Source organism: Thiohalomonas denitrificans (genome assembly GCF_016841685.1).
Classification (GTDB): domain Bacteria; phylum Pseudomonadota; class Gammaproteobacteria; order Thiohalomonadales; family Thiohalomonadaceae; genus Thiohalomonas; species Thiohalomonas denitrificans_A.
This window is the reverse complement of sequence record NZ_JAENYR010000056.1, coordinates 1-24,842: the sequence shown is the minus strand read 5'-3', so window position 1 is coordinate 24,842 and position 24,842 is coordinate 1. Positions and strand designations below refer to the sequence as shown.

At 59.1% G+C, this 24,842-nt stretch carries 25 protein-coding genes; 18 read left to right on the top strand and 7 right to left on the bottom strand.

The window, feature by feature from the left end:
• Window positions 1-92: 92 nt before the first annotated feature.
• Entirely contained in the window at window positions 93-2,285 is a 2,193-nt protein-coding gene (gene glgB, locus Q7L05_RS12250) for a 1,4-alpha-glucan branching protein GlgB (protein ID WP_303906893.1), read from the bottom strand.
• A gap of 144 nt (window positions 2,286-2,429) precedes the next feature.
• Here glgB and glgC point away from each other — a divergent pair, with 144 nt between their 5' ends.
• The 4 genes from glgC to Q7L05_RS12230 all read left to right on the top strand — a co-directional run bounded on the left by glgC (window position 2,430) and on the right by Q7L05_RS12230 (window position 7,240).
• Window positions 2,430-3,698 carry a glucose-1-phosphate adenylyltransferase gene (gene glgC, locus Q7L05_RS12245; RefSeq protein ID WP_317623126.1) on the top strand — a complete coding sequence of 423 codons (1,269 nt, stop codon included), beginning with the start codon at window positions 2,430-2,432 and terminating at the stop codon, window positions 3,696-3,698.
• On the top strand, window positions 3,688-5,385 hold the full coding sequence (locus tag Q7L05_RS12240; protein ID WP_303906891.1) for a glycoside hydrolase family 57 protein: 1,698 nt from the start codon (window positions 3,688-3,690) through the stop codon (window positions 5,383-5,385). The genes glgC and Q7L05_RS12240 overlap by 11 nt, the downstream gene beginning before the upstream one ends.
• 3 nt (window positions 5,386-5,388) lie before the next feature.
• A complete protein-coding gene (gene malQ, locus Q7L05_RS12235) occupies window positions 5,389-6,870 on the top strand; it encodes a 4-alpha-glucanotransferase (RefSeq protein ID WP_303906889.1) in 1,482 nt (493 codons plus the stop codon).
• 199 nt (window positions 6,871-7,069) lie between these two features.
• Window positions 7,070-7,240, top strand: a complete 171-nt coding sequence (locus Q7L05_RS12230) for a hypothetical protein (RefSeq protein WP_303906887.1) — start codon at window positions 7,070-7,072, stop codon at window positions 7,238-7,240.
• Window positions 7,241-7,563: 323 nt separating this feature from the next.
• On the opposite strand, the gene Q7L05_RS12225 is transcribed toward Q7L05_RS12230, so the two are convergent.
• Window positions 7,564-7,938, bottom strand: coding sequence for a hypothetical protein (locus tag Q7L05_RS12225; protein ID WP_303906884.1), 375 nt, complete (start codon window positions 7,936-7,938; stop codon window positions 7,564-7,566).
• 184 nt (window positions 7,939-8,122) lie between these two features.
• Here Q7L05_RS12225 and Q7L05_RS12220 point away from each other — a divergent pair, with 184 nt between their 5' ends.
• The gene (locus Q7L05_RS12220) at window positions 8,123-9,727 is read left to right on the top strand and encodes a sensor histidine kinase (protein WP_303906881.1); all 1,605 of its coding nucleotides are present in this window, start codon (window positions 8,123-8,125) and stop codon (window positions 9,725-9,727) included.
• 59 nt (window positions 9,728-9,786) lie between these two features.
• On the opposite strand, the gene Q7L05_RS12215 is transcribed toward Q7L05_RS12220, so the two are convergent.
• Together Q7L05_RS12215 and purE are read right to left on the bottom strand one after the other, a co-directional pair.
• Complete coding sequence (locus Q7L05_RS12215; protein WP_303906879.1) at window positions 9,787-10,872, bottom strand: 5-(carboxyamino)imidazole ribonucleotide synthase; 1,086 nt, start codon at window positions 10,870-10,872, stop codon at window positions 9,787-9,789.
• On the bottom strand, window positions 10,869-11,363 hold the full coding sequence (gene purE, locus Q7L05_RS12210) for a 5-(carboxyamino)imidazole ribonucleotide mutase (RefSeq protein ID WP_303906877.1): 495 nt from the start codon (window positions 11,361-11,363) through the stop codon (window positions 10,869-10,871). Before purE ends, Q7L05_RS12215 begins: the two co-directional genes overlap by 4 nt.
• A gap of 682 nt (window positions 11,364-12,045) precedes the next feature.
• Between purE and Q7L05_RS12205 the strand changes: the two genes are divergently transcribed.
• Window positions 12,046-12,363 carry a hypothetical protein gene (locus Q7L05_RS12205; protein WP_303906875.1) on the top strand — a complete coding sequence of 106 codons (318 nt, stop codon included), beginning with the start codon at window positions 12,046-12,048 and terminating at the stop codon, window positions 12,361-12,363.
• Window positions 12,364-12,486: 123 nt separating this feature from the next.
• Here the strand turns inward: Q7L05_RS12205 and Q7L05_RS12200 are convergent, their stop codons facing one another.
• On the bottom strand, window positions 12,487-13,056 hold the full coding sequence (locus Q7L05_RS12200) for a porin family protein (RefSeq protein WP_303906873.1): 570 nt from the start codon (window positions 13,054-13,056) through the stop codon (window positions 12,487-12,489).
• A gap of 483 nt (window positions 13,057-13,539) precedes the next feature.
• On the bottom strand, window positions 13,540-14,865 hold the full coding sequence (locus tag Q7L05_RS12195; protein WP_303906870.1) for a ferredoxin reductase family protein: 1,326 nt from the start codon (window positions 14,863-14,865) through the stop codon (window positions 13,540-13,542).
• Window positions 14,866-15,115: 250 nt separating this feature from the next.
• Here Q7L05_RS12195 and Q7L05_RS12190 point away from each other — a divergent pair, with 250 nt between their 5' ends.
• The 6 genes from Q7L05_RS12190 to Q7L05_RS12165 are packed head-to-tail and all read left to right on the top strand — an operon-like array spanning window position 15,116 to window position 19,074.
• Window positions 15,116-15,664 carry a cytochrome b/b6 domain-containing protein gene (locus Q7L05_RS12190; RefSeq protein ID WP_303906867.1) on the top strand — a complete coding sequence of 183 codons (549 nt, stop codon included), beginning with the start codon at window positions 15,116-15,118 and terminating at the stop codon, window positions 15,662-15,664.
• A 10-nt stretch (window positions 15,665-15,674) separates the two neighbouring features.
• On the top strand, window positions 15,675-16,070 hold the full coding sequence (locus tag Q7L05_RS12185) for a DUF1924 domain-containing protein (RefSeq protein ID WP_303906864.1): 396 nt from the start codon (window positions 15,675-15,677) through the stop codon (window positions 16,068-16,070).
• A 12-nt stretch (window positions 16,071-16,082) separates the two neighbouring features.
• Entirely contained in the window at window positions 16,083-16,670 is a 588-nt protein-coding gene (locus Q7L05_RS12180) for a diheme cytochrome c (protein WP_303906861.1), read from the top strand.
• A gap of 4 nt (window positions 16,671-16,674) precedes the next feature.
• Window positions 16,675-17,028: a PepSY domain-containing protein gene (locus tag Q7L05_RS12175; RefSeq protein ID WP_303906858.1), complete on the top strand. Its 354-nt coding sequence runs from the start codon at window positions 16,675-16,677 to the stop codon at window positions 17,026-17,028.
• A 37-nt stretch (window positions 17,029-17,065) separates the two neighbouring features.
• A complete protein-coding gene (locus tag Q7L05_RS12170) occupies window positions 17,066-17,731 on the top strand; it encodes a response regulator transcription factor (protein ID WP_303906855.1) in 666 nt (221 codons plus the stop codon).
• Entirely contained in the window at window positions 17,728-19,074 is a 1,347-nt protein-coding gene (locus Q7L05_RS12165; RefSeq protein WP_303906852.1) for a sensor histidine kinase, read from the top strand. The genes Q7L05_RS12170 and Q7L05_RS12165 overlap by 4 nt, the downstream gene beginning before the upstream one ends.
• 19 nt (window positions 19,075-19,093) lie before the next feature.
• Here the strand turns inward: Q7L05_RS12165 and rmuC are convergent, their stop codons facing one another.
• A complete protein-coding gene (gene rmuC / locus Q7L05_RS12160; protein ID WP_303906849.1) occupies window positions 19,094-20,629 on the bottom strand; it encodes a DNA recombination protein RmuC in 1,536 nt (511 codons plus the stop codon).
• A gap of 219 nt (window positions 20,630-20,848) precedes the next feature.
• Here rmuC and Q7L05_RS12155 point away from each other — a divergent pair, with 219 nt between their 5' ends.
• The 6 genes from Q7L05_RS12155 to Q7L05_RS12130 form a co-directional block, all read left to right on the top strand.
• Window positions 20,849-21,073, top strand: a complete 225-nt coding sequence (locus Q7L05_RS12155) for a hypothetical protein (RefSeq protein ID WP_303906846.1) — start codon at window positions 20,849-20,851, stop codon at window positions 21,071-21,073.
• A complete protein-coding gene (locus Q7L05_RS12150) occupies window positions 21,073-21,495 on the top strand; it encodes an RNA-binding S4 domain-containing protein (protein ID WP_303906843.1) in 423 nt (140 codons plus the stop codon). The genes Q7L05_RS12155 and Q7L05_RS12150 overlap by 1 nt, the downstream gene beginning before the upstream one ends.
• 363 nt (window positions 21,496-21,858) lie before the next feature.
• A complete protein-coding gene (gene trxA / locus Q7L05_RS12145) occupies window positions 21,859-22,236 on the top strand; it encodes a thioredoxin (protein ID WP_303906840.1) in 378 nt (125 codons plus the stop codon).
• 5 nt (window positions 22,237-22,241) lie between these two features.
• Entirely contained in the window at window positions 22,242-22,685 is a 444-nt protein-coding gene (locus Q7L05_RS12140) for an NUDIX hydrolase (RefSeq protein WP_303906837.1), read from the top strand.
• Between the two features lie 426 nt (window positions 22,686-23,111).
• The gene (locus Q7L05_RS12135; RefSeq protein ID WP_303906835.1) at window positions 23,112-24,158 is read left to right on the top strand and encodes an AAA family ATPase; all 1,047 of its coding nucleotides are present in this window, start codon (window positions 23,112-23,114) and stop codon (window positions 24,156-24,158) included.
• A gap of 77 nt (window positions 24,159-24,235) precedes the next feature.
• Window positions 24,236-24,842 (top strand): vWA domain-containing protein (locus Q7L05_RS12130; protein ID WP_411293338.1); only part of this gene is annotated, 607 nt, incomplete at its 3' end.

The following is a 24,842-nucleotide window of genomic DNA, read 5'->3' as shown; positions in this document are numbered from 1 at the left end:
GGCACATCGCGCCGGGGGCGGCCCTCCTACCGGTCCAGCGGAGGCACAGACCTGGTAGGAGGCGCGCCCCCGCGGCGATGTTCATCAAGGAGTTAGCGCGCAGGGAGCGGCGCTTCAGATAGCTTCCTGAGGATTACACCCGCCAGCGGCGGCAGAGCGATCTCGATGGAATGCTCCTTGCCCATGGCGGGCACCGGCCGGCTGGTAATGGGGCCCGAGGGGCCGGCATTGCTGCCGCCGTAGAACCGGGAATCGGAATTGAAGACGATCTCCCACTGTCCGGATCCCGGTACTCCCAGGCGATAGTCGTGATGCAGCACGGGCGTAAAGTTGAGCGCCACCACCCACTCGTGGCCACCACCGCGGCGGGTGAAGACCAGCCGTGAGAAGCTTGCGTCATCGCAGTCCAGCCACTGAAATCCCTCGGGCTCGAAGTCGCGGGCATGCAGCGCCGGAGAATTCCGATAAAGGTGGTTGAGGTCGGCGACCAGCGACCTTACGCCATTGTGGTTTTCGTAGTCCAGCAAATGCCAGTCCAGCGGCCCTTCGAAATTCCACTCCCGGCGCTGCGCGAACTCGTTGCCCATGAACAGCAGCTTTTTCCCCGGCATGGTGAAGAGGTAGGTGTAGAGCAGTCGCAGGTTGGCAAAGCGCTGCCACTCATCCCCCGGCATCTTGTCGAGCATGGAGCGTTTCATGTGCACCACCTCGTCATGCGAGAAGGGAAGCATGAAGTTTTCGGTGAAGGCATACATGAGCCCGAAGGTGAGTTGGTCATGGTGCCAGCGGCGGTGGATGGGGTCCTTGTGCATGTAGGAGAGGGTGTCGTTCATCCAGCCCATATTCCACTTCAGCGAAAAGCCCAGGCCGCCGTCGCTTACCGGGCGTGATACACCCGGCCAGGCGGTCGATTCTTCCGCCATGGTGAGCACACCGGGGGCCTGCTGGTGCACCACCGTATTCAGCTCTTTCAGGAATTCGACGGCCTCCAGGTGTTCCCGTCCCCCATGAATGTTGGGGAGCCATTCTCCGGGCTCGCGGGAATAGTCGAGGTAGAGCATCGATGCGACGGCATCCACACGCAGGCCGTCCAGGTGAAGCTCCTCGAGCCAGTAAAGCGCGCTCGCGATGAGAAAGGCCTTAACCTCTTTGCGGCCGAAGTTGAAGATGTAGGTACCCCAGTCCTGGTGTTCACCCCGGCGCGGGTCGGCATGCTCGTAGAGGGGCGTGCCGTCGAAATTGGCCAGGGCATGATCGTCCTTGGGGAAGTGCGCCGGTACCCAGTCGAGGATGACACCAATGCCGTTCTGGTGGCAGAGATCGACGAAATAGCGAAAATCATCAGGTGTCCCGAAGCGGCTGGTGGGGGCGAAATAGCCGGTGGCCTGGTAGCCCCAGGAGCCGTCGAAGGGGTGTTCGGTGACGGGCAGCAGTTCGATATGGGTGAAACCATTTTCAAGCACATAGGGGACCAGCCGGTGGGCCAAGTCCCGATAGTTCAGAAACCGGCCATCCTCCTCGCGCTGCCAGGAGCCCGGGTGGACCTCGTAGATGGAAAGGGGGGCGTGTTGCCAGTCACGGCAGGCGCGCTCCGCTATCCAGTCCGCATCGTTCCAGGTGTAGTCGTCCGGCCCCTCCACGATAGCGGCCGTCGAGGGGCGCAATTCGAAGCGGCGGCCATAGGGGTCGGTCTTGAGGTGGATGCCGCCGGCGCGGTCCCGAAGCTCGAACTTGTAGAGCATGCCAGGTTCCAGTTCGGGAATAAACAGCTCCCATACACCGCAACCGCCACGCGATCGCATAGGGTGTGCGCGTCCATCCCACTGGTTGAATTCGCCGACTACACTCACCCGGTTGGCATTCGGTGCCCACACGCCAAAGAGAACACCGCCGATACCGTCTACACTTACTAGCCGGGCACCGAGAAACCGATAGGGGTGTCGGTGCTGCCCTTCGCCGAACAAGTGCAAATCAAAATCGGCGAGGCGGGGAGGAAAAGCGTACGGATCGTGCAGTGTCCGAGTGCGACCGTAATGATCGATGAGACTCAACAGGTAACGTTCGGGAACCGCGTCGGGTTTGCCGCGCCATTCAAACAGGTCGGTATGAGGGATACGTTCCATCGGCAACGGTCGGTCACGGCTTTCTATGGCGGCTTCTGCCGTACCCGGCAAAAAAGCCCGAATCACAACGCCGTCGCCGTCCGGGTGGCGCCCCAGGACCTCGAAAGGATCATGATGCCGTGCCTCGAGGATTTTCCGTTCTCCCCCGGACAGGTTCTTCACATGTGCTTCATTAAGCGATGTTAAGCTGGTCAAGCCTTGGGCTCCCGTCACTCGTTAGGCAAAGAAGAAACAGACTCCAGCATACCGGAATGGGCGGAGGCTCTAAACCGGAGTGAATTCGATAACAAAAGGGGAAAATTGCGCATGCCCGTGAAGATGACTCCGCGGTTCGTCAGCCGCATCACCCGCGATACCCTGGCACTGATCCTTGCGGGTGGCAGTGGCACGCGTCTCAAAGGGTTGACGCGCTGGCGCTCCAAACCCTCGGTTCCGTTCGGGGGCAAATTCCGGATTATCGACTTCCCGCTGTCCAACTGTGTCAATTCCGGCATTCGCCGCATGGGAGTGCTGACGCAGTACAAATCTCACTCGTTGATTCGCCACCTGCAGCACGGCTGGAACTTCTTCCGGGGCGAAATGGGAGAGTTCATAGAGATCCTTCCCGCGCAGCAGCGCATCGATGCGGGCTGGTATGCGGGCACCGCCGATGCACTCTATCAGAACCTGGATATCATTCGGCTCCACCAGCCGGAGTATGTACTGGTATTGGCCGGCGATCACATTTATCAGATGGACTACGGCCCCATGCTTGCCTATCACGTCGAACAGGGCGCCGATGTGACCATCGGCTGCTTCGAGGTTCCCCTGGAGACGGCACGTTCGTTTGGCGTAATGGGGATCGATGATGAGTGGAAAGTCACCAACTTTCGGGAGAAACCGGCCGATCCGGACCCCATCCCCGGACGAAAAAACGAGGCATTGGCCTCCATGGGCATCTATGTCTTCAATCGTGAATTCCTCTATGAACAACTGATTAGCGATGCCGATAACCCGGAATCTTCCCGGGATTTCGGCAAGGATGTCATTCCCAATATCATCAATAAATGCAACGTTTACGCCTATCCGTTTCGGGATCCGGAGACCGGGAAACAGGCCTATTGGCGGGATGTGGGGACCATCGACGCTTACTGGGCGGCCAATATGGAGCTGATTGGCGTCACCCCCGAACTGAATCTGTACAACACCGAGTGGCCCATCTGGACCTACCAGGCCCAGCTGCCCCCGGCCAAATTTATTTTCGACGATCCGGATCGCCGGGGCATGGCTGTGGACTCGATGGTTTCCGGTGGATGCATCATCTCGGGCGCACAGGTCCACCATTCTCTGCTGTTTTCGAATGTATATGTCAATTCCCATGCCCGGGTGGATGATTCGGTGGTGCTGCCGGATGTCACTATCGGCAGGCACGCCAAAATCCGTCGTGCGGTGATTGACAAGGGGGTGGTCATTCCGGAGGGAATGGTGATCGGCGAGGACCCGGTGGAGGACGCCAAACGTTTTCACGTAAGCGAAGGCGGCATCGTTCTGGTTTGCCCAGAGATGCTCGGACAGTCACTCCACCATGTCCGATAAGTCGCCCCTGAAGGTTGTGCTGTGCTGGCACATGCACCAGCCCCATTATTTTGACCGTGAAAATGGTGAATACCGGCTGCCGTGGACCTACCTGCATGCCACCAAGGATTACGTCGATATGGCGGCGATCCTCGAGGAGATCCCGGGAGCACGGGCAGTAGTCAACTTTGCCCCAACCCTCCTCGAACAAATCGACGACTATGCCGAACAGGTGCGGGCGTATCTCGATACGGAAAGCCCGATTCGGGACCCGCTGCTGGCTTCCCTGGTGAGCCCCGCCTTCCCAAGCAGTGCCGAGGAGCGGGTCGAACTCATCCGCAGCTGCCTGAGGGCCAACGAGAAACGCCTCATCCAGCGCTTCGAGCCCTTTCAGGAATTGGCCCAGCTGGCCCGGCACATGTTGGCAGAGCCCCACTTGACCACCTATCTGGAAGAGCAGTTCTTCGCCGATTTGGTGACCTGGTACCACCTTGCGTGGATGGGGGAGACGGTACGCCGTGGCGATGACCGTGTCCGTAAGCTCATGGATCATGGGCGGGAGTTCTCGCTGCACCAGCGGCGCCAGCTGTTGGAAGTGATTGCCGAACTGCTCTCCGGCGTATTGGATCGTTATCGCCGCTTGGCCGAGTCGAAAAAGGTGGAGCTCTCGGTGACCCCCTATGCCCACCCGATCATTCCCCTGCTGCTGGAGATCGACGCTGCGCGCGAGACGCAGCCGGATGCCCCGATGCCCGAAATGTCCGCTTATCCAGGGGGAGAGGAGCGGGTGCGGTGGCATATCGAGGAGGGGTTGCGTGTCTTCGAGCGCCATTTCGGTTTTCGCCCGGTCGGCTGCTGGCCGTCGGAAGGCGGCATCAGTGATGCAACCGTCAGAGCACTCGATGCCGCGGGATTCTCCTGGGTGGCCACTGGCGAAAGTGTTCTGCGCAACAGTCTCGGGAACGGCGGGATGGAGGTAGACTGCATTCACCGTCCGTTTCGGCTCGAGGGAACCGAAGGTCACTGTTTTTTCCGGGACGACGGCCTGTCCGATTTGATCGGGTTTACCTACGCCGACTGGCGTGCCGACGATGCAGTCGGCGACCTGATTCATCATCTGGAAAACATCGGAAAGGCCTGTGCCCACGAACCGAACCGCATCGTGCCTATCATCCTTGACGGCGAAAATGCCTGGGAACACTACGCGAACAACGGCTACTCTTTTCTGGCAACCCTTTATCGCCGGCTCGCAGAACATCCCGACCTCGAATTGACCACGTTTGCCGAGGTCATTGAAGGGGGAATAGAATCCAAGCCACTGCCGCACCTGGTGGCGGGCAGTTGGGTCTACGGCACATTTTCAACCTGGATCGGCGATCCGGATAAAAATCGTGGCTGGGACCTGCTCGGCCATGCCAAGCGCGCGTTTGACACTGCCGTGGCCAAAGGAAAACTGAAGGGCCAGCGGCTGGTCAAAGCCGAACATCAGTTGGCGATTTGCGAAGGTTCCGACTGGTTCTGGTGGTTTGGAGACTACAACCCGTCCGATTCGGTACGCGATTTCGAACGGCTCTATCGGCTACAGTTGTGCGAGTTGTATCGTTTGATTGGAGCCGAACCACCCGAAGAGTTGGTTCATATTATTTCTCATGGAGGAGGCACCCCGGCAACGGGAGGCGTTATGCGTCGCGGCAAGGAGGCACACTGAGCGATGACCGAACCTGTAGCCCACAGCCCCCTCCAGGAACGGAGCGCAGGGATATTGTTGCAACCAACATCGCTGCCGGGGCGTTGGGAAACGGGCGATCTCGGACCGGAGGCCTTTCGGTTTGTCGAATTTCTCGTCGCCGCCGGTCAACGCGTCTGGCAGATATTGCCCATCGGCCCCACCCATAGCGATCGCTCGCCCTACCAGGCCCTCTCGGTGCACGCCGGTAATCCCGATCTCATCAGTATCGAGAAACTGGTGGAGTGGGGGTGGCTCGATGAGAGTCGCTTAGAGGGCTTCGACACCAAAGCCAAGCAGCGCCTGATACGTGAAGCGCGCGATGGCTTTCAGACCCGGGGCAGAGAGGAAGATCATGCCGATTTTGCCCGATTCTTAAAAGCCAATGCCGATTGGTTGATTGATTTTGGGCTATTCCGTGTTATCAAGGAAATGCAGGAGGATAAGGGCTGGACCGACTGGCCTGCCTCCCTGCGTGATCGGGACGAGGCGGTGCTGCGGGAGCTCGACCAGTCCCAGGCCGACGAGCTCGACCTGATTTACTTCGAACAATATATATTCTTCCGTCAATGGTGGAATCTGAAGGCCTTCGCCAACCAGAACCGCATCGGCATCTTCGGCGATATGCCCATCTTTGTTGCCCACGACAGTGCGGATGTCTGGTCCTGTCGTGAGTGCTTTCTTCTCGATGACGAAGGTCATCCTACGGTCGTGGCCGGCGTTCCTCCCGATTATTTCTCAGAGACCGGTCAGCGCTGGGGCAACCCGCACTACGACTGGGAGTGGCTGGAAGCCAACGGCTTCGAGTGGTGGGTGCACCGGATGGAGTCGCAGTTGGCGCTGTTCGATCTAGTGCGCATCGATCATTTCCGGGGTTTCCAGGCCTCTTGGGAAGTTCCTGCTCATGAGGAAACCGCGATGAATGGCCGCTGGGTTGAAGCGCCCGGCGATCAGCTCTTCACGGCACTGCGAGAGCGTTTCGATCCGTTGCCAGTGGTGGCTGAGGACCTTGGAACCATTACTCCCGAAGTGCTGGAGTTGCGCGACAAATACGCTCTGCCGGGCATGAAAATCCTCCAGTTCGCTTTTGATAGTGGCCCGGATAACCCTTACCTGCCGCACAATCAGGAAGTCAACAGTGTGGTCTACACCGGGACCCACGACAATGACACCACGGTGGGGTGGTTCGACAGCCTGCCGCACGAGACCAGTGCGCAGGTCCTGGACTATCTTGGTAACCCGGCTGAATCGATCCCCTGGCCGTTGATCCGCTGCGCCTATGTATCAGTGGCGCAACTGGCCGTGATTCCATTGCAGGATGCCCTGGCCCTCGGTAGCGAGCACCGGATGAATATTCCGGGAACCACAGCCGATAACTGGCAGTGGCGCTTTAGCTGGGACATGATTCCCGAAGGGCTCCCGGAAAAGCTGCATCATCTGTCGTATCTTTACGGACGTCTGCCCTAGGACCAGTTTGCGAAGCAAGGCGTCTGCGCATAAGTTCGATTCCGAAATGTGAACAGCGCCATCGAATCGGTTCAGCCGAAGGCATTAAACTAACATCATGTAGAGCGTTTTCAGGAAGCCGGCATCTGCGTTGGATTCATGGAAACGCCACCCGCAGCTGCCGCAGCGCATTGCACTGAATAAAAAGTAAGGAGTAAGCATGGAAGAGACAAAGCGCACTTTTTGGAGCCGCGCAATGCAGGCGAGTTTATCGGAATTTATCAGCCGACCCAGCGACGCGAGCCATTCCGAGCTGGAGAAGCTACTGACCGAGTACCGGGAAGCGGTAGAGAAGGGTGAAGTGATACTTTACAAGCCTCGGGCCGCCTGATGGGAGATGAAAGGTTGCGCCGCTGTTGCAAGCCGCTATGGCAAGCCTTTTGCGGGAGCGGCTTTCAATGATGATAGCCGGAGCTACGGCAATAAAAAGGCCGCGGCGGTTTCCCGGCGCGGCCCTGGCGGATTGTGTCTGAGAAGACAGTGTCGTCCGTGACTCCCCGTTTTCCTTTCGAGAAATTCCCCCCGATTCCGTTCTCCAGAAATACTGGCACACCGTTCCCGCGAGGTCTGTAGGCGTTCCCTCATTTTTTTGTAGGACAAATCCTACAGTGAGGCGTGACGAGTCCGATCATCGGAGAGCTACAAGGCACTTATTTACTCGGGTGGTTCGACCGGCCCGAAGCGGTTGTCCAGATGCTGTTTCCAAAAGATCAAAACGGCCACGTGTAAAAATGCGGCCAGCATTGTGAATCCCGCCGCCATCACCAGCAGCGGAATTCCCAGCAGATACAGGCTCACTAAATAAGCGATCATGCAGCCGGCGATGCCCCGGGCCGAACGGTCGATGTAGGCTCCGAGGTAAGTCTGTACGTGACGCTGGTTGGCCCGCATGGCGTCACGGCGAGCAGTTGCATTCATGTCGTTGCGGACAGGATGGGGCTTCGGCAGCGCCAGCGGCGACAGGAACATCGCAAAAAGACGCGGCAACGAATAGCTCTCCCATCTCGCCGTGATTTCCTTGTCAGCCATCGTTCCATTTCCCCCGATTACTCCTATGCTCATGGGTAGTAGGCTTAAGCAATTTATGCCATCGGAACTTTTTCGGATGCCCCTCTGTCAGCCGCCACTTCGTTGTTGAGCTTGACTTTGATAAGTTTGATTGATCGAGAGGCTCCATGCGGTGGTCGGACGTTTTTCTATACAAAAAGTTTGGTTGCCGTGGTTTGTGCTCGCTGTAACGGCCTTGCTTGGATTGGTGGTTGCGACGGCTCTCTATCGGCTGGAAGATACCAATCATGCCACTCACTTCGAGCTGACTGTCAGTGAGCGGATTCATTGGCTCGAGAGCGGAATAACACTTGAGCTCCGTCCCCTCAGGCGAATGGCGGCCGTATTCGGTTTCCAACGTGGAGAAATTTCCGAGGAGGAATTCCGGAATCTGGCACAGAGTGCCGAACTGTCGGAGCAGCCGGAACTGCTGGCAATACAGTGGCTCGCCAAAGAGGAGACTCCATCGGGCCAGGAACTATTTCCGGTCCATTACAGTCACACACTCACCGTTGGTGCCGATGACGATCCGCAAAATGATCCGGTGCCGCGAGTCCTCCTGGAGCAGGCCCGGCAACGACGGGATTCTTCGCTGTCACCTTGGTATCGCGCGCATGGAATAACTCGCCTCCGGGTGGTTCGGCCGGTATTCGGAGAGCGCGGAGGTGATCAGGAACTCCTTGGCTTTATCTCCGGGATTTATCGCGTTGACCTCCTGCTGGAGGCGGTTCTTCGCCCTTCCGAGCCGATCTCCATGGACTTGTTCATCGCCGATGCCAGTGCCGACGTACCGGGTTATTTTCACCAGTCCCGAAGAGTGTTTCGGCCGGTGGGTCCCAATATAGGCCCGTTTCCCGGTAGCCGCAGGCTCACTCGCATGGTGAACCTGTTTGGAGTGGATTGGCGCGTCATTGCCGTATCGCAACCCGGGGTTTTTGTGGTTTCGCCATGGGGACCTCTGGTCATTGGTATCGGCGGCGTTCTCTTTGGTGTCATCCTGTCGACTTACCTGCGAATGCTGCTTGGGCGGGAAGCCCAGGTCCGTCAGTTGGTGGAGCTTCGAACCGATGAGCTCAATAGACGCACCGAACAGCTCCAGACCATGAATGCGGAACTGGAGAACTTCGCCTATATCGCCTCCCATGATCTCAGGGCGCCACTGCGGGCCGTCTCGCAGCTGGCGTCCTCAATCGAAGAGGATGGCGCTGAATCAATGGACGTTGAATTGATACGTCGGATGCGTTTGATGCGAGAGCGGGTCCAGCGTATGGATGACCTCATCGAAGGACTGCTCATCTATTCCAGGGCAGGGGGGACGATTATCGAAGTGCACGACCGGGTACCACTAGGGCCATTGCTGCAGGAGCTGTCAGACGAATTACCCCTTCCGGTCCATTTTCGAGTCGAAATCAGGGCGCCCATGCCCACTTTGCGTGGCAATGCGCTGCATCTGAGGCAGATTTTCCAGAACCTGATCATCAATGCGGCAGCCCATCACGACCATCCGGAATCCGGAGTAGTCACGATATCGGCCCAGGATGAGGTCAAGTTCTGGCATCTCGACATCGCGGATAATGGCCCGGGGATCCCGCCGGATGAGCGGGAACGGGTATTTCGGATGTTTGCATCGACCGGGGGCAAGGATGGCGGGGTGCACGCCGGGATCGGTCTGGCCCTGGTCAAAAAACTCGTGCATGGCTATGGCGGTCGAATCGACGTGATCGAAAATCAGCCGCGCGGGGCCCGGTTTCGAATCTGGTGGCCTAAATAGCCAGCCATGACGCCTCGCTATTCGCCCCTAAGCCGGCTCTTTTCACCCGGATTAATTATTTACGTGGAAAGCGTATCACGCACGTTTTCCATACGTCTTTCCAGCTCGGTTGTGTTCTCTGCCCGTACCGTGATGTGCCCTACCTTGCGACCTTCGCGCGCAGCCTTGCCGTAGGCGTGGAAGTGAGCGCCGGGGACAGCGAGGACAGCAGCCGGGTCGGGCAGGTCGCCAATCAGGTTCAGCATGGCGCTGTAGCCGACCGGGGTGGTTTGGCCGAGCGGCAGGCCGCAGATGGCACGCAGGTGGTTCTCGAATTGGCTGGTCTCCGCGCCCTCGATGGTCAGGTGCCCGGAGTTATGTACGCGCGGCGCCATTTCGTTGGCGAGCAGTCGGTCGTCGGCCTGAAAAAGCTCCAGGGCGATGACTCCGACGTAACCCAGACTATCGAGGAGACGGCCGATGTAGTCCTCGGCGGTGGCCTGCTGCGGGTCTCCGGGACGGCAGTGGGAGAGTCGCAGGATGCCATCCGTGTGGACGTTCTCTATCAATGGATAGCAGCGAATTTCACCATTACGGCTGCGAACGGCAATGATGGAGACCTCACGTTCGAACTCGACGAAACCCTCGAGGACCAGCGGCACGCTACCGAGCTGGCCCCAGGCCGCATCGATATCTTCGATGCCTCGCAGTACGTACTGGCCCTTGCCGTCGTAGCCGAGGGTGCGGGTTTTCAGGACCGCGGGGAGGCCGATGTCGGCAGCGGCACTCTCCAGCTCTTCGCGTGAGTCGACAGCCGCAAACGGGGCGGTGGGGATGCCCAGAGTCATACTGAGGAGGGTTTTCTCCCGCAGGCGGTCGCGACCCGTCGCCAGTGCGTTCGGAGAGGGATAGACCGAGGCCAGATCGGCGAGGGATTGCAGCGCTTGTTCGGGCACGTTTTCGAATTCATAGGTGATGACGTCGACATCGTCCGCCAGCGCCTTGAGCTGGTTGCGATCGTCATAGGCACCCCGCAACTGCCGCGTAACGGCCCCGGCACAGGCGTCGAATGCCGGATCGAGCACGATCGTCTCGATGCCGAGCGGGTGACCGGCGAGCGCCAGCATCCGCGCCAGCTGGCCACCACCGATAATACCGACCTTCATGTAGCCTCCCGCGGATCGGGCTGCTCCAGGACCCGTTCGGTCTGCTCCTGCCGGAAGGCATGCAGCGCCTTGCGGAACTGCGGATGCTTGTTGCCGAGGATACTGACTGCCAGCAGCGCCGCGTTAACGGCACCTGCCCGGCCGATGGCGAGGGTTCCCACCGGTACACCCGCCGGCATCTGCACGATCGAGAGCAGAGAGTCGACACCATTCAGTACCTTGGACTGCACCGGCACCCCTAGCACCGGCAGGGAGGTTTTTGCGGCGGCCATGCCCGGCAGGTGGGCGGCACCGCCGGCACCGGCAATGAGCACTTCCAGTCCACGGGTTTCGGCTTCGCTGGCGTATTCGAACAGAAGGTCGGGCGTGCGGTGGGCGGAGACGACCTTCACCTCATGGGGAACACCGAGCTTTTCCAGCATCTCGGCCGTGTGTTGCAGGGTGTCCCAGTCCGACACCGACCCCATGATGAGGCCGACCAGTGGTTGCATTACAGTCTCCTGAATTGGATCTGAATTTCCTGAATCCACGCTCTTCACTCCGATATAGGGGCCGGCAGGTGGTCTCGCGGCCTTCAGGCCGTCAAGTGCGAGATGGAGTTCATCCCGGCTAACGGGTTCGCCCGTCGGGCGGTTAAAAACGGGAAGGTTACCCCGCCGAAGGGGGGCAGGGAAAGTTTTTAGCTGTGCCCCTGCCTATCGGGATCGCTACGCCACGGGCCTGAAGGTGACCGCTTATTGTACAATGCCTATTCGGTGTGCCAAAAAAACGGCTTGAACAAGAGGAACGCCTACTCACATTTTTGGTGCCGGCGAGCGAACTAAGTTTTTGACAGCAGGTACGCTGTGAAGACGACATACCGGGATGTAGGAAGTGAAGATTATGCAGGAGCAATCATCTTATCCGTGTATGCCCGACGGCAGCTTCCCTCGACAGTAAGCTCCATGCATTGTCTACCACCGCCTTCCGCATGAACATTGCACGCTCCCTGTGGCGCGGCCGGCAGGCGTGTTGATTGGCGTTTGGCCGGGAAAGGGGGCATCGGTCGGCTTTGCCATAAGCAGAGACTTTCGGAAGTATTTAATGCATTCTCTGGAACAGACCCGTTCGTTCTACACCTGTGGGTCCTTTTCCCAGTTTTCGCCAATGAATCTCCTTGAACGGCGCGTAGGTGTGAGTAATTCGAAGAGCCTTCTTCTCCTCTTCTTCGGTTTCCTCGTACTGCTCGTCCTGTTGGGACATCTGTTTATTTCAGAGCGGAATGCATCAATTCGTGCCATTGAAAAGGAACGGCATGGGCTGACTTATATTGACCAACTCCGTGAGTCGCTGGAGTATATCCAGAAACACCGCGGAATGGCGCTGCTGGTTGGCAGCGACGATGAAAGCGTCCCCATTAAGCTGGCGGAAATCCGATCCATTATCGACGAGACGTTTTTTGCGCTGCGGGGGGTAAACGGACCCTCGCTGAAGGCGCCATTAGCCGTGTAACAGAACACTAGGATGGCTGGGGGGCGCCCAAGCGGATATGTTTTGGTATCCCCCTCGAAAAGTCGTGGTGAAAAGGTGGGAAGGAAGGGCGGAAAGAGAATGACATCCGTGTCGCCCAAGTCCTCAGAACCTGAAATTTAAACCGGCACTCAGAGCATCGACTGTAAAGTCAGATTCGTCGAGATACGACACGTATTCAAGTGTGAGTGCAGCGTTTGGGCCGACGTTCACTTCCGCGCCCACGCCCAATGAGAAGCCAGACTCATCACCGCTCTCGGAAATGGAGGCTGTAGAAAAGCCATCGGTAGCCGTTGCTTCAACAGTGGCATCCACCCTGCTGTAGCCCGCAAGGCCGTAAACTGAGAAAACATCGTTTACCGGCAAGTGTCCCACTCCGTAAACCCCAATAATGCTGTCAACTTCAAAACTTAGGTCAACGACATAACCAGACTCATAGTAGGTTTTACTGTCATCAGACAGTCCGGTTCCAAGCCGGCCTTCGAGGGCAAAATTCGGAGAGAAGAAGTGACCAAAGCGTCCGATCAGCGCAGTTGGCTTGAATTCATCAAAGCCGGACTCATCGTAGGTCACTTGAGCGAACTGACCACCGGCGTAGTTGGTGCCGGCGGGAGCTGCCAGAGCAGAAGAGGACAGAAGAGTGGCTAATAGAACTGTGTTACTCGCTTTTTTCATTTTATATTTCTCATTGTTAGCTCTTAACCCGGTTAGGAAGATACGTGACGAGCTTTGCAAAGACAACTGGATTACAAACTGGTGCTGCCGACGTAATAGAGCGGAAGGCGCCCGGAGAATGTTGAGCTCGGCTTGCAACGTGACCAGCTGACGTAGAGCGATTGGTTGGGTCTCGTCGAGATCGACTACCGGGCCCCCTGGGTGACGCATGATGTAATCCGGGTGAAACGTTGCCCGAGCCCCTCATTATATCCTCGGTGGCATGCTCTCGCTCGCTGTGCATCGCTGGCAGACTGTGTAGCGTGATTTATGCCTTCCCCACCTTTCATGGCGGGATCGGCGAAGCGTGGGAGCGTACGGACGCGGGGTAACAAACGTGCTTGATCCGTCACAGAACTTGATGCAATAGCCAAGGCCGGAAAATGCGGTGACCATTGCCGTGAATAGGACCTTAGCCCTTCGGCTGTTCGAGGGGGACTCGGTTCACCGCATGGAAAACAGCTCCTGGTGAAAGTCATCGGCGGATAACCCGTGTGCCATCAGGCCCTGGCGCAGGCTGGCGCCGAATGGGGCGGGACCGCAGAACCAGACGTCGCTCCGCTGCCACTCCGGTACCGTCGCGACCAGCCGCTCCGCCGTCAAATGGCCGTCCCTGTGCGGGACGTAGATATGTAGTGTCACCCCGGCGCTTTTTGCCAAACGCTGAAGGTCTGCGATGAAGCGCTCGTCCGGGGCGTTGGTACTGAAGAACAGATGGACAGGCTGCTCGTGTGCCCGGTGGGACAGGGACTGCATTCGCGCCATAAAGGGGGTGATGCCGATACCGCCTGCCACCCAGATCTGGCCCGGTCTGTTGCCGCGAAAATCGAAACAGCCGTAGGGTCCCTCGACCGTGGCGAGGTCACCAACCTGCAACGTTCGGGGCAGGTTGGTGGTGTAGTCGCCGAGCGCCTTGATGTGAAACCGGAGCTTTCCATCACCGCTCCAGGCCGAAGAGATGGTAAAGGGATGGGGACCTTCACTGCGATCAAAGGTGACGAACGCAAACTGCCCCGCCTTGTGCCCGGCCCAGCGGTCCATCAGCCGAATCACCACCTTCAGTACGCGGTCCTCTGAATGGTGCTCCAGCTCTTCCACTACGCCAACGGCGCGGCGGCGGCAACCGACCTTGCCGAACAGCGAGGTGAAGGCGGCAATCACACCAACCGCCATGAGCGACCCCAATAACAGCCCTATGGCGCTTCCCCAATCGGTTTTGAACAGTATCAGCGCATGAAAGACCAGGAACAGGTAGACGATGGCAATTAGCCGATGGGTCTTGTGGAAGTAGCGGTAGGGAAAACGCTTGATAAGTGCGAGCACAATCAGGAGCACAGCGGCATAAAATGCCCATTCACCGATGCTCTCTGCCAGTCCCCGCTGGCTGCGCATGAAGTGTTCCAGGGCGTCTGCCGGCGGGCCCGCCCTTCCCCTGGCCGGCCGCTCCAGCCACCCCCAGCCCACCGCCCATTTGGGGCCTTGCGCCCAGAGCCAGTGAATCACTGCAACGACCAGCGCGCTGATACCCAGCCATTTATGCAGGCGGTAGCTCTTGTCGAGCCCGCCGAACAGCGGCTCTATGCGGGCGGGTCGGATGGCAAGAAACAGGGCGACGCTCATAACGCTCATGCCGATGATTCCGGTCAATTGCACCAGCGTGTTGCGGATCGGGAAGAAGCCGCTGGCCGACCAGATTTCGGGGTCGGATGCCAGCCAGAGGAGGACCGGCAACAGCAGGGCCGAGAGATAGATTATCCGAATACGCTTCATGTCTTTAATACCCGAACAAGGCACTGGCTTGCCGCCGGAGTGCGATTCCGAGCGGTTCCAGCCGGATGCGCATACTGTACCAGTACGACTGGAATCCGTGGCACCAGCCTGAGGTGCATTTGCGCCTCTTTGCACTACTTTACGGTTGGGAGGGAGCGTCTGCGGATGGCTGTTCTGACGTTTTGCTTTCAGCTTGATTTAAGGCTCACCCGGTAGGCTTGCCCGCACAGTTGAACTGAAGGGCGAGTCGATGACCGCGCAAAATCCAATAAGGGTGTGGGACCCGCTGATCCGGCTCTTCCACTGGAGTCTGGTGGCGGCGTTTACCGTTGCCTACATCACCGAAGACGACTTCATGACGCTGCATGTCTATGCAGGTTATGTGATTGTCGGACTGGTGCTGTTCCGTCTGATCTGGGGCGTTATCGGCAGCCGCCATGCCCGCTTCTCCGACTTCGTATTCGGGCCGGCCACGGTCGTTGCCTATCTGAAGGACCTGCTGCTACACCGGGCAAGGCGCTATATCGGTCACAACCCGGCCGGCGGCGCCATGATCCTGGCCCTGCTCGGCAGCCTGCTGCTGACCACTTTGACCGGTCTGGCCGCCTATGGGGCGGAGGGCGGCGGTCCGCTCGCGAGCACGGTATTGGCGAGCGGCGTCTTTGAAGATATCCACGAGTTTTTTGCCAATTTCACCTTGCTGCTGGTGACCATCCATATCGCGGCCGTAATCGCGATCAGTCTGCTGCATGGCGAGAATCTGATTCGCGCCATGATCACTGGACGCAAGCCAGGATAGGGAGTTGAAGATGCCTCGCTTTTTACCCATTTTACTGATTCTTTCCGGCCTGCTGATAATGGCGCCGGTCCATGCGGCCGGTGGTCCGGTGGATGATCTGCTGAAGGAGTATCAGCGGGATGGCGCCGGGGAATTCAGCCCAGAGGATGGGCACCGCTTGTGGCGTGCCGAAGGCGAGGAGGGACGCAGTTGTGCCTCCTGCCATACCGACGATCTGACCGCAGCCGGAAAACACGTCCGAACCGGTAAGCCTATCGAATCGCTGGCGCCTTCCCACAACCCGGAGCGGTTGACGAAAAGACGGGAGATCACCAAATGGCTCTACCGGAACTGCAAGTGGACCCTTGGCCGCGCCTGCACGGCCCAGGAAAAGGGTGATTTTCTCAGTTACATCCGAACGCAATAGGGAGAGACCATAATGGACAGACCGATAATGACGGTGGGGGCAGTGATAATTGGCCTTCTGGGACTGTTCGTCTTCAGCGGCATGGTCCAGAGCGATGAAGGCGAATATGAGGACCATGAATCGGAAGAGCACGAATACCGCTCATCGGACCGGCGTACCCCGGGGGTAATGCCGGTCAATAACGATCTGTATCAGTCCGAGTGCGGTGCCTGCCACCTGGCCTATCAGCCCGGCCTGTTACCATCCCGCTCCTGGGAGCGGCTTATGGATGGACTGGCAGACCATTTCGGTGACAACGCAGAGTTGCCGCCGGACATGCACCAGGAGCTGCTCGCCTATCTGGTCGCTAATTCCGCGGAGAAATCCGATGCCAAGCGTTCACGCCGGTTCAACCGCAGTATCGCTCCGGACGAACGTCCGATTAGTATTGTCGAGACCCGCTATTTTATCGCCAAGCACGATGAGGTACCGCGCCGGCTGGTCGAGGACAATCCCGAAGTCCGCAGCTTCAGCAATTGTGCGGCCTGCCATCGGGGTGCGGAAGAGGGGATTTACGATGATGACTCGATTGTGATCCCCGGATATGGACGGGTAGACTAATCCGATGACGACGATCATCCGCCGACCACTGTGGCTCTTGGGAATCCTGGCAATCCTTGCTCTGGCCGTACTGCTCAGCCCGCCGCTTGTGGCCGATGACGACCATGAAACGGCACGCCGGCTGCGTGAGTCGGGCCAACTCTTGCCCCTTGAACAGATCCTCGAATCGGCACGAGCGGTGCAGAGTGGCCAGGTGCTGGAGGTTGAACTGGAGAAGCCCGGCAAGGGCCGGGAGCATCAGGAGTGCCGGAAAGGCTACTGCTATGAATTGAAATTACTGACCCCGGAGGGACGGGTCGAGGAGTTGCTGTTCGATGCCGGCACCGGGGAGTTTCTCGGCTTCGAGGACAGGGACTGATGCAAGTGCCTGCTTTTAGCAACCGGTAGTTATCCGCATGCGCCTGCTGCTGGTTGAAGACGATCACGAGCTATCCACCCGGCTCAAGAAGAGCCTGGGCCGGGCGGGTTATGTCGTCGATATCGCGGCAGACGGCAGCGAGGCGGAATTTCTCGGGAAGGAAGAGCCCTACGATCTGATTATCCTTGATCTCGGGTTGCCGAAAAAGCCGGGGCTGCAAGTACTGAAGGCGTGGCGTTCGGCCGGAAACCGGGTGCCGGTCATTATTCTGACCGCCCGCGACGGTTGGCAGGATAAGGTGGACGGACTGCAGGCGGGCGCCGATGATTACGTGGCCAAGCCGTTCCACACCGAGGAGTTGCTGGCGCGTATTTCCGCACTGCTGCGCCGAATGGCCGGCCGGGCCGAGGGCACTATGCAGTGTGCCGGTTTGCGGCTGGATGAGGAGCGGCAGCAGGTCATCGATGAAGAGGGCCACACACACGAACTGACCGGCACCGAATTCCGTCTGCTGCGTTACTTTATGCTGCATCCCAACAAGGTGCTCTCCAAGCTGCGCCTTTCGGATCATGTCTATGAGTACGATGACGACCGCGACAGCAATGTCATCGAGGTGTACGTCAATCGGCTTCGCCGCAAGCTTGGCAAGGAGCACATCGAGACGCGGCGTGGACAGGGCTATATCTTTCGGGATTCGCTGTGAGTTCGCTCCGGCGCCGTCTTGATCTCGGACTCGGCATCAGCCTGGTGCTCCTGTTCGCTGTTCAGTGGGGGGCGATCAGCCTGTTCACCCGCAATCTTGTCGAAAGCTATGTCGAGGAACGGCTTTTCCATGATGCGGAAGGACTGCTTGCGGTACTGGAGCCCGACGCCGATGGTCGCCTGGGATTGAGCGAAGCAGCCATTAGCCCTGTCTATCGGCGACCGTTTTCCGGGCACTACTATCAGATCGAACTGCCCGGCCGGGAGTTGTACTCCCGCTCCTTGTGGGACGACACGCTCAAGGTGCCGCAAACCAGTGCACGCGAGCAGACGTTTGAGATTTCCGGGCCGCAGGAGCAACCGCTCATCGCAGTTGCCGGTCGTTACCAGAAGGGCGGTGAAACGGTGCGGATTATCGTGGCCGAGGACCTGTCACCGCTGGCCGCTCCCATTCGCGGGTTTCAGTTCGCCTATGGCCTGGTCACCCTGGCGGCCCTGATTGGGCTTTTATTGATCCAGCGCCGGCTCGTGCAGCGTGGGCTGGCTCCGCTCATTCGGTTGCGCCGACAAGTATCGCGGCTCAATTCGGGAGAGCTCGATCAGCTCGCAACCGATGTGCCCGAAGAGATCCGGCCGCTGGTCGACGAGATCAATCACCTGCTTACCGTCACCGGGAAACGGCTGCAGCGCTCCCGTGATGCCCTGGGTAATCTCACCCATGCCTTGAAGAACCCGCTTAGCCGCCTCAACCAGATTGCGGGCGACCCCACCTTGCCGTTGCCTGCTGACGAGCGCACCTCCATCCATCGGGCCCTCGATACCATCATCCAGCGTGTCGATCGTGAGTTGCGCAGGGCGCGGGTTGCCGGTGCCGGTCGCCCGGGTCAGCTGTTTCGACCCGCCCAGGATCTGCCGCCGCTGGTGAACACCATCGAGCGGCTCCACCATGGCCGGCAACTCGATGTTGCTCTATCGGTCTCGCCGAGAAAGGCCTACCCGCTGGACAGGGATGACATGCTCGAACTGTTCGGCAACTTGATCGATAACGCCACCAAGTGGGCGAAGCACCGAGTCCGGATTTCGTTGGCAGAAAGCGGCAGCGCACTGGAGGCGGTCGTCGAGGATGATGGTCCCGGGTGTCCTCCGGACGAGTGCAAGGCCCTGCTGGAGAGGGGCAGGCGGCTGGATGAGTCCAGCCCCGGCCATGGCTTGGGGCTGAGTATCGTCAGTACCATCGTCGAGGATTACAAGGGTATCTTGAAGCTGGAGCAATCGAGCTCGCTTGGTGGCCTGCGTGCGGAAGTGCGCTTTCCATTGCCAAATGGCGGCGAAACTCGCCCGTAACCGCCGCTGTTGACTGGCGCTATTTCGTTTCGCTCTCGGCCAGCACCGTGGGTATCTCTTTGGGTTCTTCTTGTCGAGTCTCCTCCGGTCGGGTTTCTTCGGAGCCGATATCGGACTGCTCCAGGATGGTCTTCGGCAGCTCCTTTTTGACCTTGACCCCCAGCTCCAGAAACCTCTGTGACTGGCTGATGAGATTGCCGCGCCCGCGGGTGAGTTTGTTCATCACCCCTTCGTAAGTGCCATGGACGGTATCCAGCTGGTTGCCGAGCTTTTCCAGATCCTCGACGAAACCGCGCAGTTTATCGTAGACCGCGCCCGCCCGGTCGGCGATGTCGCGGGCATGCTCGTTCCGTCGCTCATAGCGCCATATATTCTCGATGGTGCGCAGGGTGGCAAGGAGGGTGGTCGGGGTTACCACCACGATGCGCCGTTCGAAGGCGTCGGCGAAGAGTTTTTCGTCGGCCTGGAAGGCGGCGACAAAGGCCGGCTCGATGGGCATGAACATGAGCACGAAATCGAGGGAGCGCAATCCCTTCAGAGCGCCGTAATCCTTCCCGGAGAGCTGGTCGATATGCTGACGCACGGCCTGCACGTGCTCGCGCAGAGCGTGTGCCCGACTTTCGTCGTCTTCGGCGTTCACGTAGTGGTTATAGGCCAGAAGAGATACCTTGGAGTCGACCACCACGTCCTTGCCTTCGGGAAGGTGGATCACCACATCCGGCTTTAACAGCTTGCCTTCATCGTTGCGGAAGGCCCCCTGGGTCTCATATTCGGTACCTTTGCGTAGCCCCGACTGTTCCAATACCCGCTCCAGGATCAGTTCACCCCAGTTGCCTTGTGCCTTTTTGTCACCTTTGAGGGCCCGGGTGAGGTTGACGGCTTCCTGGTTGATCTGCTGATTCAACTCCCGCAGCTGGTTGAGCTGCTCACCCAGTGAGCTGCGCTCCTTTACATCGGCAACATGGATCTCCTCCACCTTCTTTCGGAAGCCATCCAACTGTTCGCGCATAGGAGTCAGAAGTGCGCCGAGTTGGGTTTGGTTCTGGTCGGTAAACTTGCGGCTCTTCTCGTCGAGGATCCGGTTGGCGAGGTTTTCAAATTCGGCCGCCATTTTGGTCTTGGCCTCGTCCAACTGTTTGAACCGTTCGGCGTTGGCCTTCTCCTGCTCTTCGAGTCGCGTGTTGAGTGTGGAGATTGTGGAGCCGGCCTTCGCCAATGCCTGGTTCAATTCCCGCGTCTCGGCCTGATGGATTTTCCGCAGTTGCTCGACTTCCTCCTTCAGCCCTAATGACTGCTCGGCCTTTTCTGACAGGCGGGCCTTTTCCTCCGCCAGTTGCGCTTTCTGTTCGCGCAATTCAACGGCCTCCTGTTCAGCGCGACTGAGCGCTTGCTCTCGCTCGGAGAGCAGTCGCTCCAGGTGAACGATCTCGGCTCTGCCACGGTTCTCCGCCGCCGCCACCGCATCATACAGGCGGGATCTTGTCAGTGAATAGGTAATGGCGGCGGCCAGGCCGGCACCGATCAACAGGGCAAGGGCGGGATAGAGAACTTCCATGGATGATTTCGCCAATGGCTGGATGTGGGAGCGATTATAACGGGATGTGGCTCCGGGTTGCAGACGCAGCTCCTGTCGGGGCTTTGCCCTGGGTAGAAGGGCTGCCCCCGGCGCGATCCGTGATGAAATCGTGCCTCTGTTCCCGCGACCCGCGCTGAAATTGGGTGGCCAGGATGGATCCGGTACACTAAACCATCGCCCATTCCGGATCGAATCTCTATGAAACCTGTCGAGCTGTCGGTGTGGGGCGTCTGTACCGATTGCGGCTACGAGGGAATGATCGAATACTGCCATCTGGAGGGCGAGATCTACGATGATGACAACGCGCTCGGGGTCATGTTGTCGCAGTGCTGCCCTGCCTGCGAAACCGTCGATCACTCGCTGCTGCCCCTCGATTTCTACCGGGAACTACTGGTGCGAGCCGAAGCCAACGGAGAGGAATAATGGCCAGACAGCGTAAGCAGGGGTCAGAAGACGAAGGACGGGAGGAGGTCCGACTCGACAAGTGGCTTTGGGCTGCGCGTTTTTTCAAGACCCGTCCCCAGGCTACCGAGGCGATCAACGGCGGCCATGTGCACCTGAACGGGGGGCGGGTGAAGCCATCGCGTTCCGTACGCGCTGGAGACGAGCTCACCATCACCAAGGGGACCACCCGCTTCGATATCGTGGTAACGGGGTTGTCCGGCCGGCGCGGTCCCGCCTCCGAGGCGCAAAAGCTCTACGACGAGACGGAGGAGAGCTGCAAACGCCGTGTAACCCAGGCGGAGAATCGTCGGTTGCTGGCCGCGGGTGAACCCCGCCCCGAGAGGCGGCCCGACAAGCGCCAACGTCGCCATATCATCCGTTTCAACAAGGGGCAGGAGTAAGCTAGGAGCCTGTCCGAGAATAGACTGACCTACTCGGCTCGGGCATCCTCGAGAATAGGTTCCAGACATTCTCTACTACCGCCATCCATGGCGGCATGCTTCGCTCTAACTCCTCCATCCCTGGAGTCGTGCGGCCAAGCCTGATTGGCCGGATTTCCCGTAATAAACCCGCTATTCGCCTTAAATGACCGAAAAATCTGACTCAAGCAGCCTCGCCCTCGTGATGGTCGCTATTCTCGGACAGGCTCCTAGAAACGGGCCCCTTGTGTATACTGGGATATCAGTAAAGGGCGCAGGCTTCGGCCTGCTTTTGTTTTGTGGGCGGTGTGATTACCGCCGAGCCCACCGACGGGGAGACGCAATATGGCAACTGTAGAACTAACCAAAGACAATTTCGACGAAATCATCGGCGGTAATAATTTCGTTGTGCTGGATTTCTGGGCTACCTGGTGTGGTCCCTGTCAATCCTTTGGGCCGGTCTTCGAGGAGATCTCGGAGAAGTACGACGACATCACCTTCGCCAAGGTGAATACTGAACAGGAACAGGAGCTCGCTGCTCATTTCCAGGTTCGCTCGATTCCGACCCTGATGATCTTCCGCGATCAGATCATCATCTACTCCCAGCCGGGCGCACTGCAGGGTGCGCAGCTGGAACAGCTGATCGAGAAGGCCCGCGAGCTGGACATGGATGACGTGCGCAAGCAGGTGGCCGAGCAGCAGGAAGGACAGCAGGAGGGCTAGTCGCAATGGGGCGCCCCGAGACACCATTGGTGACCGTCGACGCCATTATCGAGCTGGTGGATCGGCCGGGGCGTCCCATCGTCCTCATCGAACGGCGCAATCCACCCCACGGTTACGCCTGGCCCGGCGGTTTTGTCGATGTCGGCGAAAGCCTCGAGAGGGCGGCCGTCCGCGAGGCCAGGGAAGAGACCAGCCTCGATATCACTCTCAAAATGCTGCTTGGCTGCTATTCTGACCCCGGGCGTGATCCACGGGGGCATACGGTGAGCGTGGTCTATATCGCCGAGGCCCGTGGCGAACCGGTCGCCCGGGATGATGCCAAGGCACTGGGGGTCTACGACCCCGACCAGCCCCCCCGGCCGCTTGCCTTTGATCATGCCACCATCCTGGATGACTATCGGCGCTTCCGCGTCACGGGCGAGTTAGCTCCGCTTCGTTCGGAAAGATGAGTCCCGAATCTCCGCGGAATTTCCCTTTCGTCCTTGTGAGCACCACCTGCCCTGTGCAGCCTCGAATCAATGAAGAACTTGTAACCACGGGGTACACGGGGACCACGGGGTAAAACAAGTTTTCGGGTTATTTTCTCCCCCGTGCGCTCCGTGTTCCCGTGGTTTGAAATGCAAGGGTAAGTCGTTAAGTTCTTCAGGGGCCGTATCCCTCTGCTGCACAGGCCCGCGTCAATGAAGAACGGGTAACCACCGGGTAAAACAGGTTGTTCGGGTTTTTTTCCCCGTGCGCCCCGTGTTCCCCGTGGTCGAAAGGGTTTTTCGTAATTCCGACAATTCTGCTAAACTATTGGTTGGTTTCTCCGTCGAGTGATCGTGCTATTTGGGGCGGAGTTTTTTCTGGTTTGAATATTTTTTTGGGGAGTGTCCATGCGTCCTGCACACGTGACCAGTGTTCTCGAGCGTGAATTTTCCAGTACTCGCGAGGGACATCACACGCCGGTGATGCTGTGGGGTCCGCCCGGCGTGGGGAAATCCCAGATGGTGACCCAGGTGGGACAGCGACACGAGATCCCGGTCATCGACGTCCGGCTCTCGCAAATGGAGCCGAGCGACCTGCGCGGCATCCCGTTCCGCAGCGGAGAGCACGTCGAGTGGGCAACGCCGGCCCTGTTGCCGGATGCCCGGCGGCACGGACCCGAGGGCATTCTTTTTCTGGACGAGATCACTTCGGCTCCACCCAGTGTCTCGGCCGCTGCCTATCAGTTGATTCTCGATCGGCGACTGGGTGAATATCAGGTCCCGGACGGCTGGGCGATCTTCGCCGCGGGAAACCGCCAGGGGGATCGAGGTGTGACCTATGTCATGCCGGCGCCGCTGGCGAATCGCTTTGCCCACTTCGAGGTGGACACTCATCTGGACGACTGGGTGAGCTGGGCCTACGCCAACGGCATCGACGAGCGGGTGATCGCCTTCCTGCGCTTCCGGCCGGAACTGCTGTTCGACTTCGATCCGGCCCATAATCCCATGGCTTTCCCCTCGCCGCGTTCCTGGGAGTTTACCCATCGGGCGCTGCAGAAGTTCGGTGAATATCCCGAGCTGCTGCTCAGTTCGCTGCAGGCCTGCGTGGGCCCCGCCGCCGGGATAGAGCTGTCGGCCTTTGTCGAGAACATGGACAACCTGCCCGACATCGACGCCATCCTGGAACGCCAGGCGGTCCCTGTGCCCCGCGAAATCGATCTGCAGTACGCCGTCGCCTCGGCCCTGGTCGGTCGTGCCCTGCGCGCCAGGAACGAGGGTAACGGACCGGCGGTGTACGGACCCATTCTCGATTACGCCGGCCGCTTCTCCGAGCGGGAGATGGGTGTGATGCTGGTGTCGGATCTGCACCGGGCCATCGGCCAGGATCTCTTCTCCGTCCCCGAGTTCGCCCCCTGGGCGCAGTCCGTCGCCGACGTGATGCTGTATGACCTGTGATGTGTTGTTGACCACGGGACGCACTCGGACCACGGGGTTCCCGGATATAAAATGATTCTCCGTGGTTGGAATTTGCCATGAGCAACGATGTTGAAACCAAACTGAGTGCAGCGCGGACACGGCTGATCCTGGATAAGCCGTTTCTCGGTGCTCTGGTACTTCGGTTGCCGATGATCGCGGCGGACAAGGGCTGGTGCCCGACCACCGCAACCGACGCGCGCGCGTTCTACTACAACCCGGACTACATCGAGGGGATGAACCTTGAGCAGACCAAGTTCATCCTGGCCCATGAGGCCCTGCACTGCGGTCTGTCGCACTTCGCCCGACGCCTGCACCGGCAGAAACACCGCTGGGACGTCGCCTGTGATCTTGCGGTCAATCCCATCCTGATCAGCGAAGGGCTTACCCCCGCCCAGGATGCGCTCTATGTCGAAGAGTTCAACGAGATGACTGCCGAGGAGATCTACCCCTGCCTCGATGATCATCCCGATTCCCAGACTCCGGATCAGCACCTCTACGACGATGATTCCAGCGAAGGCGGAACACGCGGTGGCGGCAGCGGCGAGGAGGGACGCGAGCGTGGCGCCGGTACGGGCCGACCGGATAAGCCGACGGAGACCGGCGAGGGCGGTGGGAGTGAGTCCCGCGAGGGCGAGAACACAAAAGGCGGGTCCGATCAGCCGC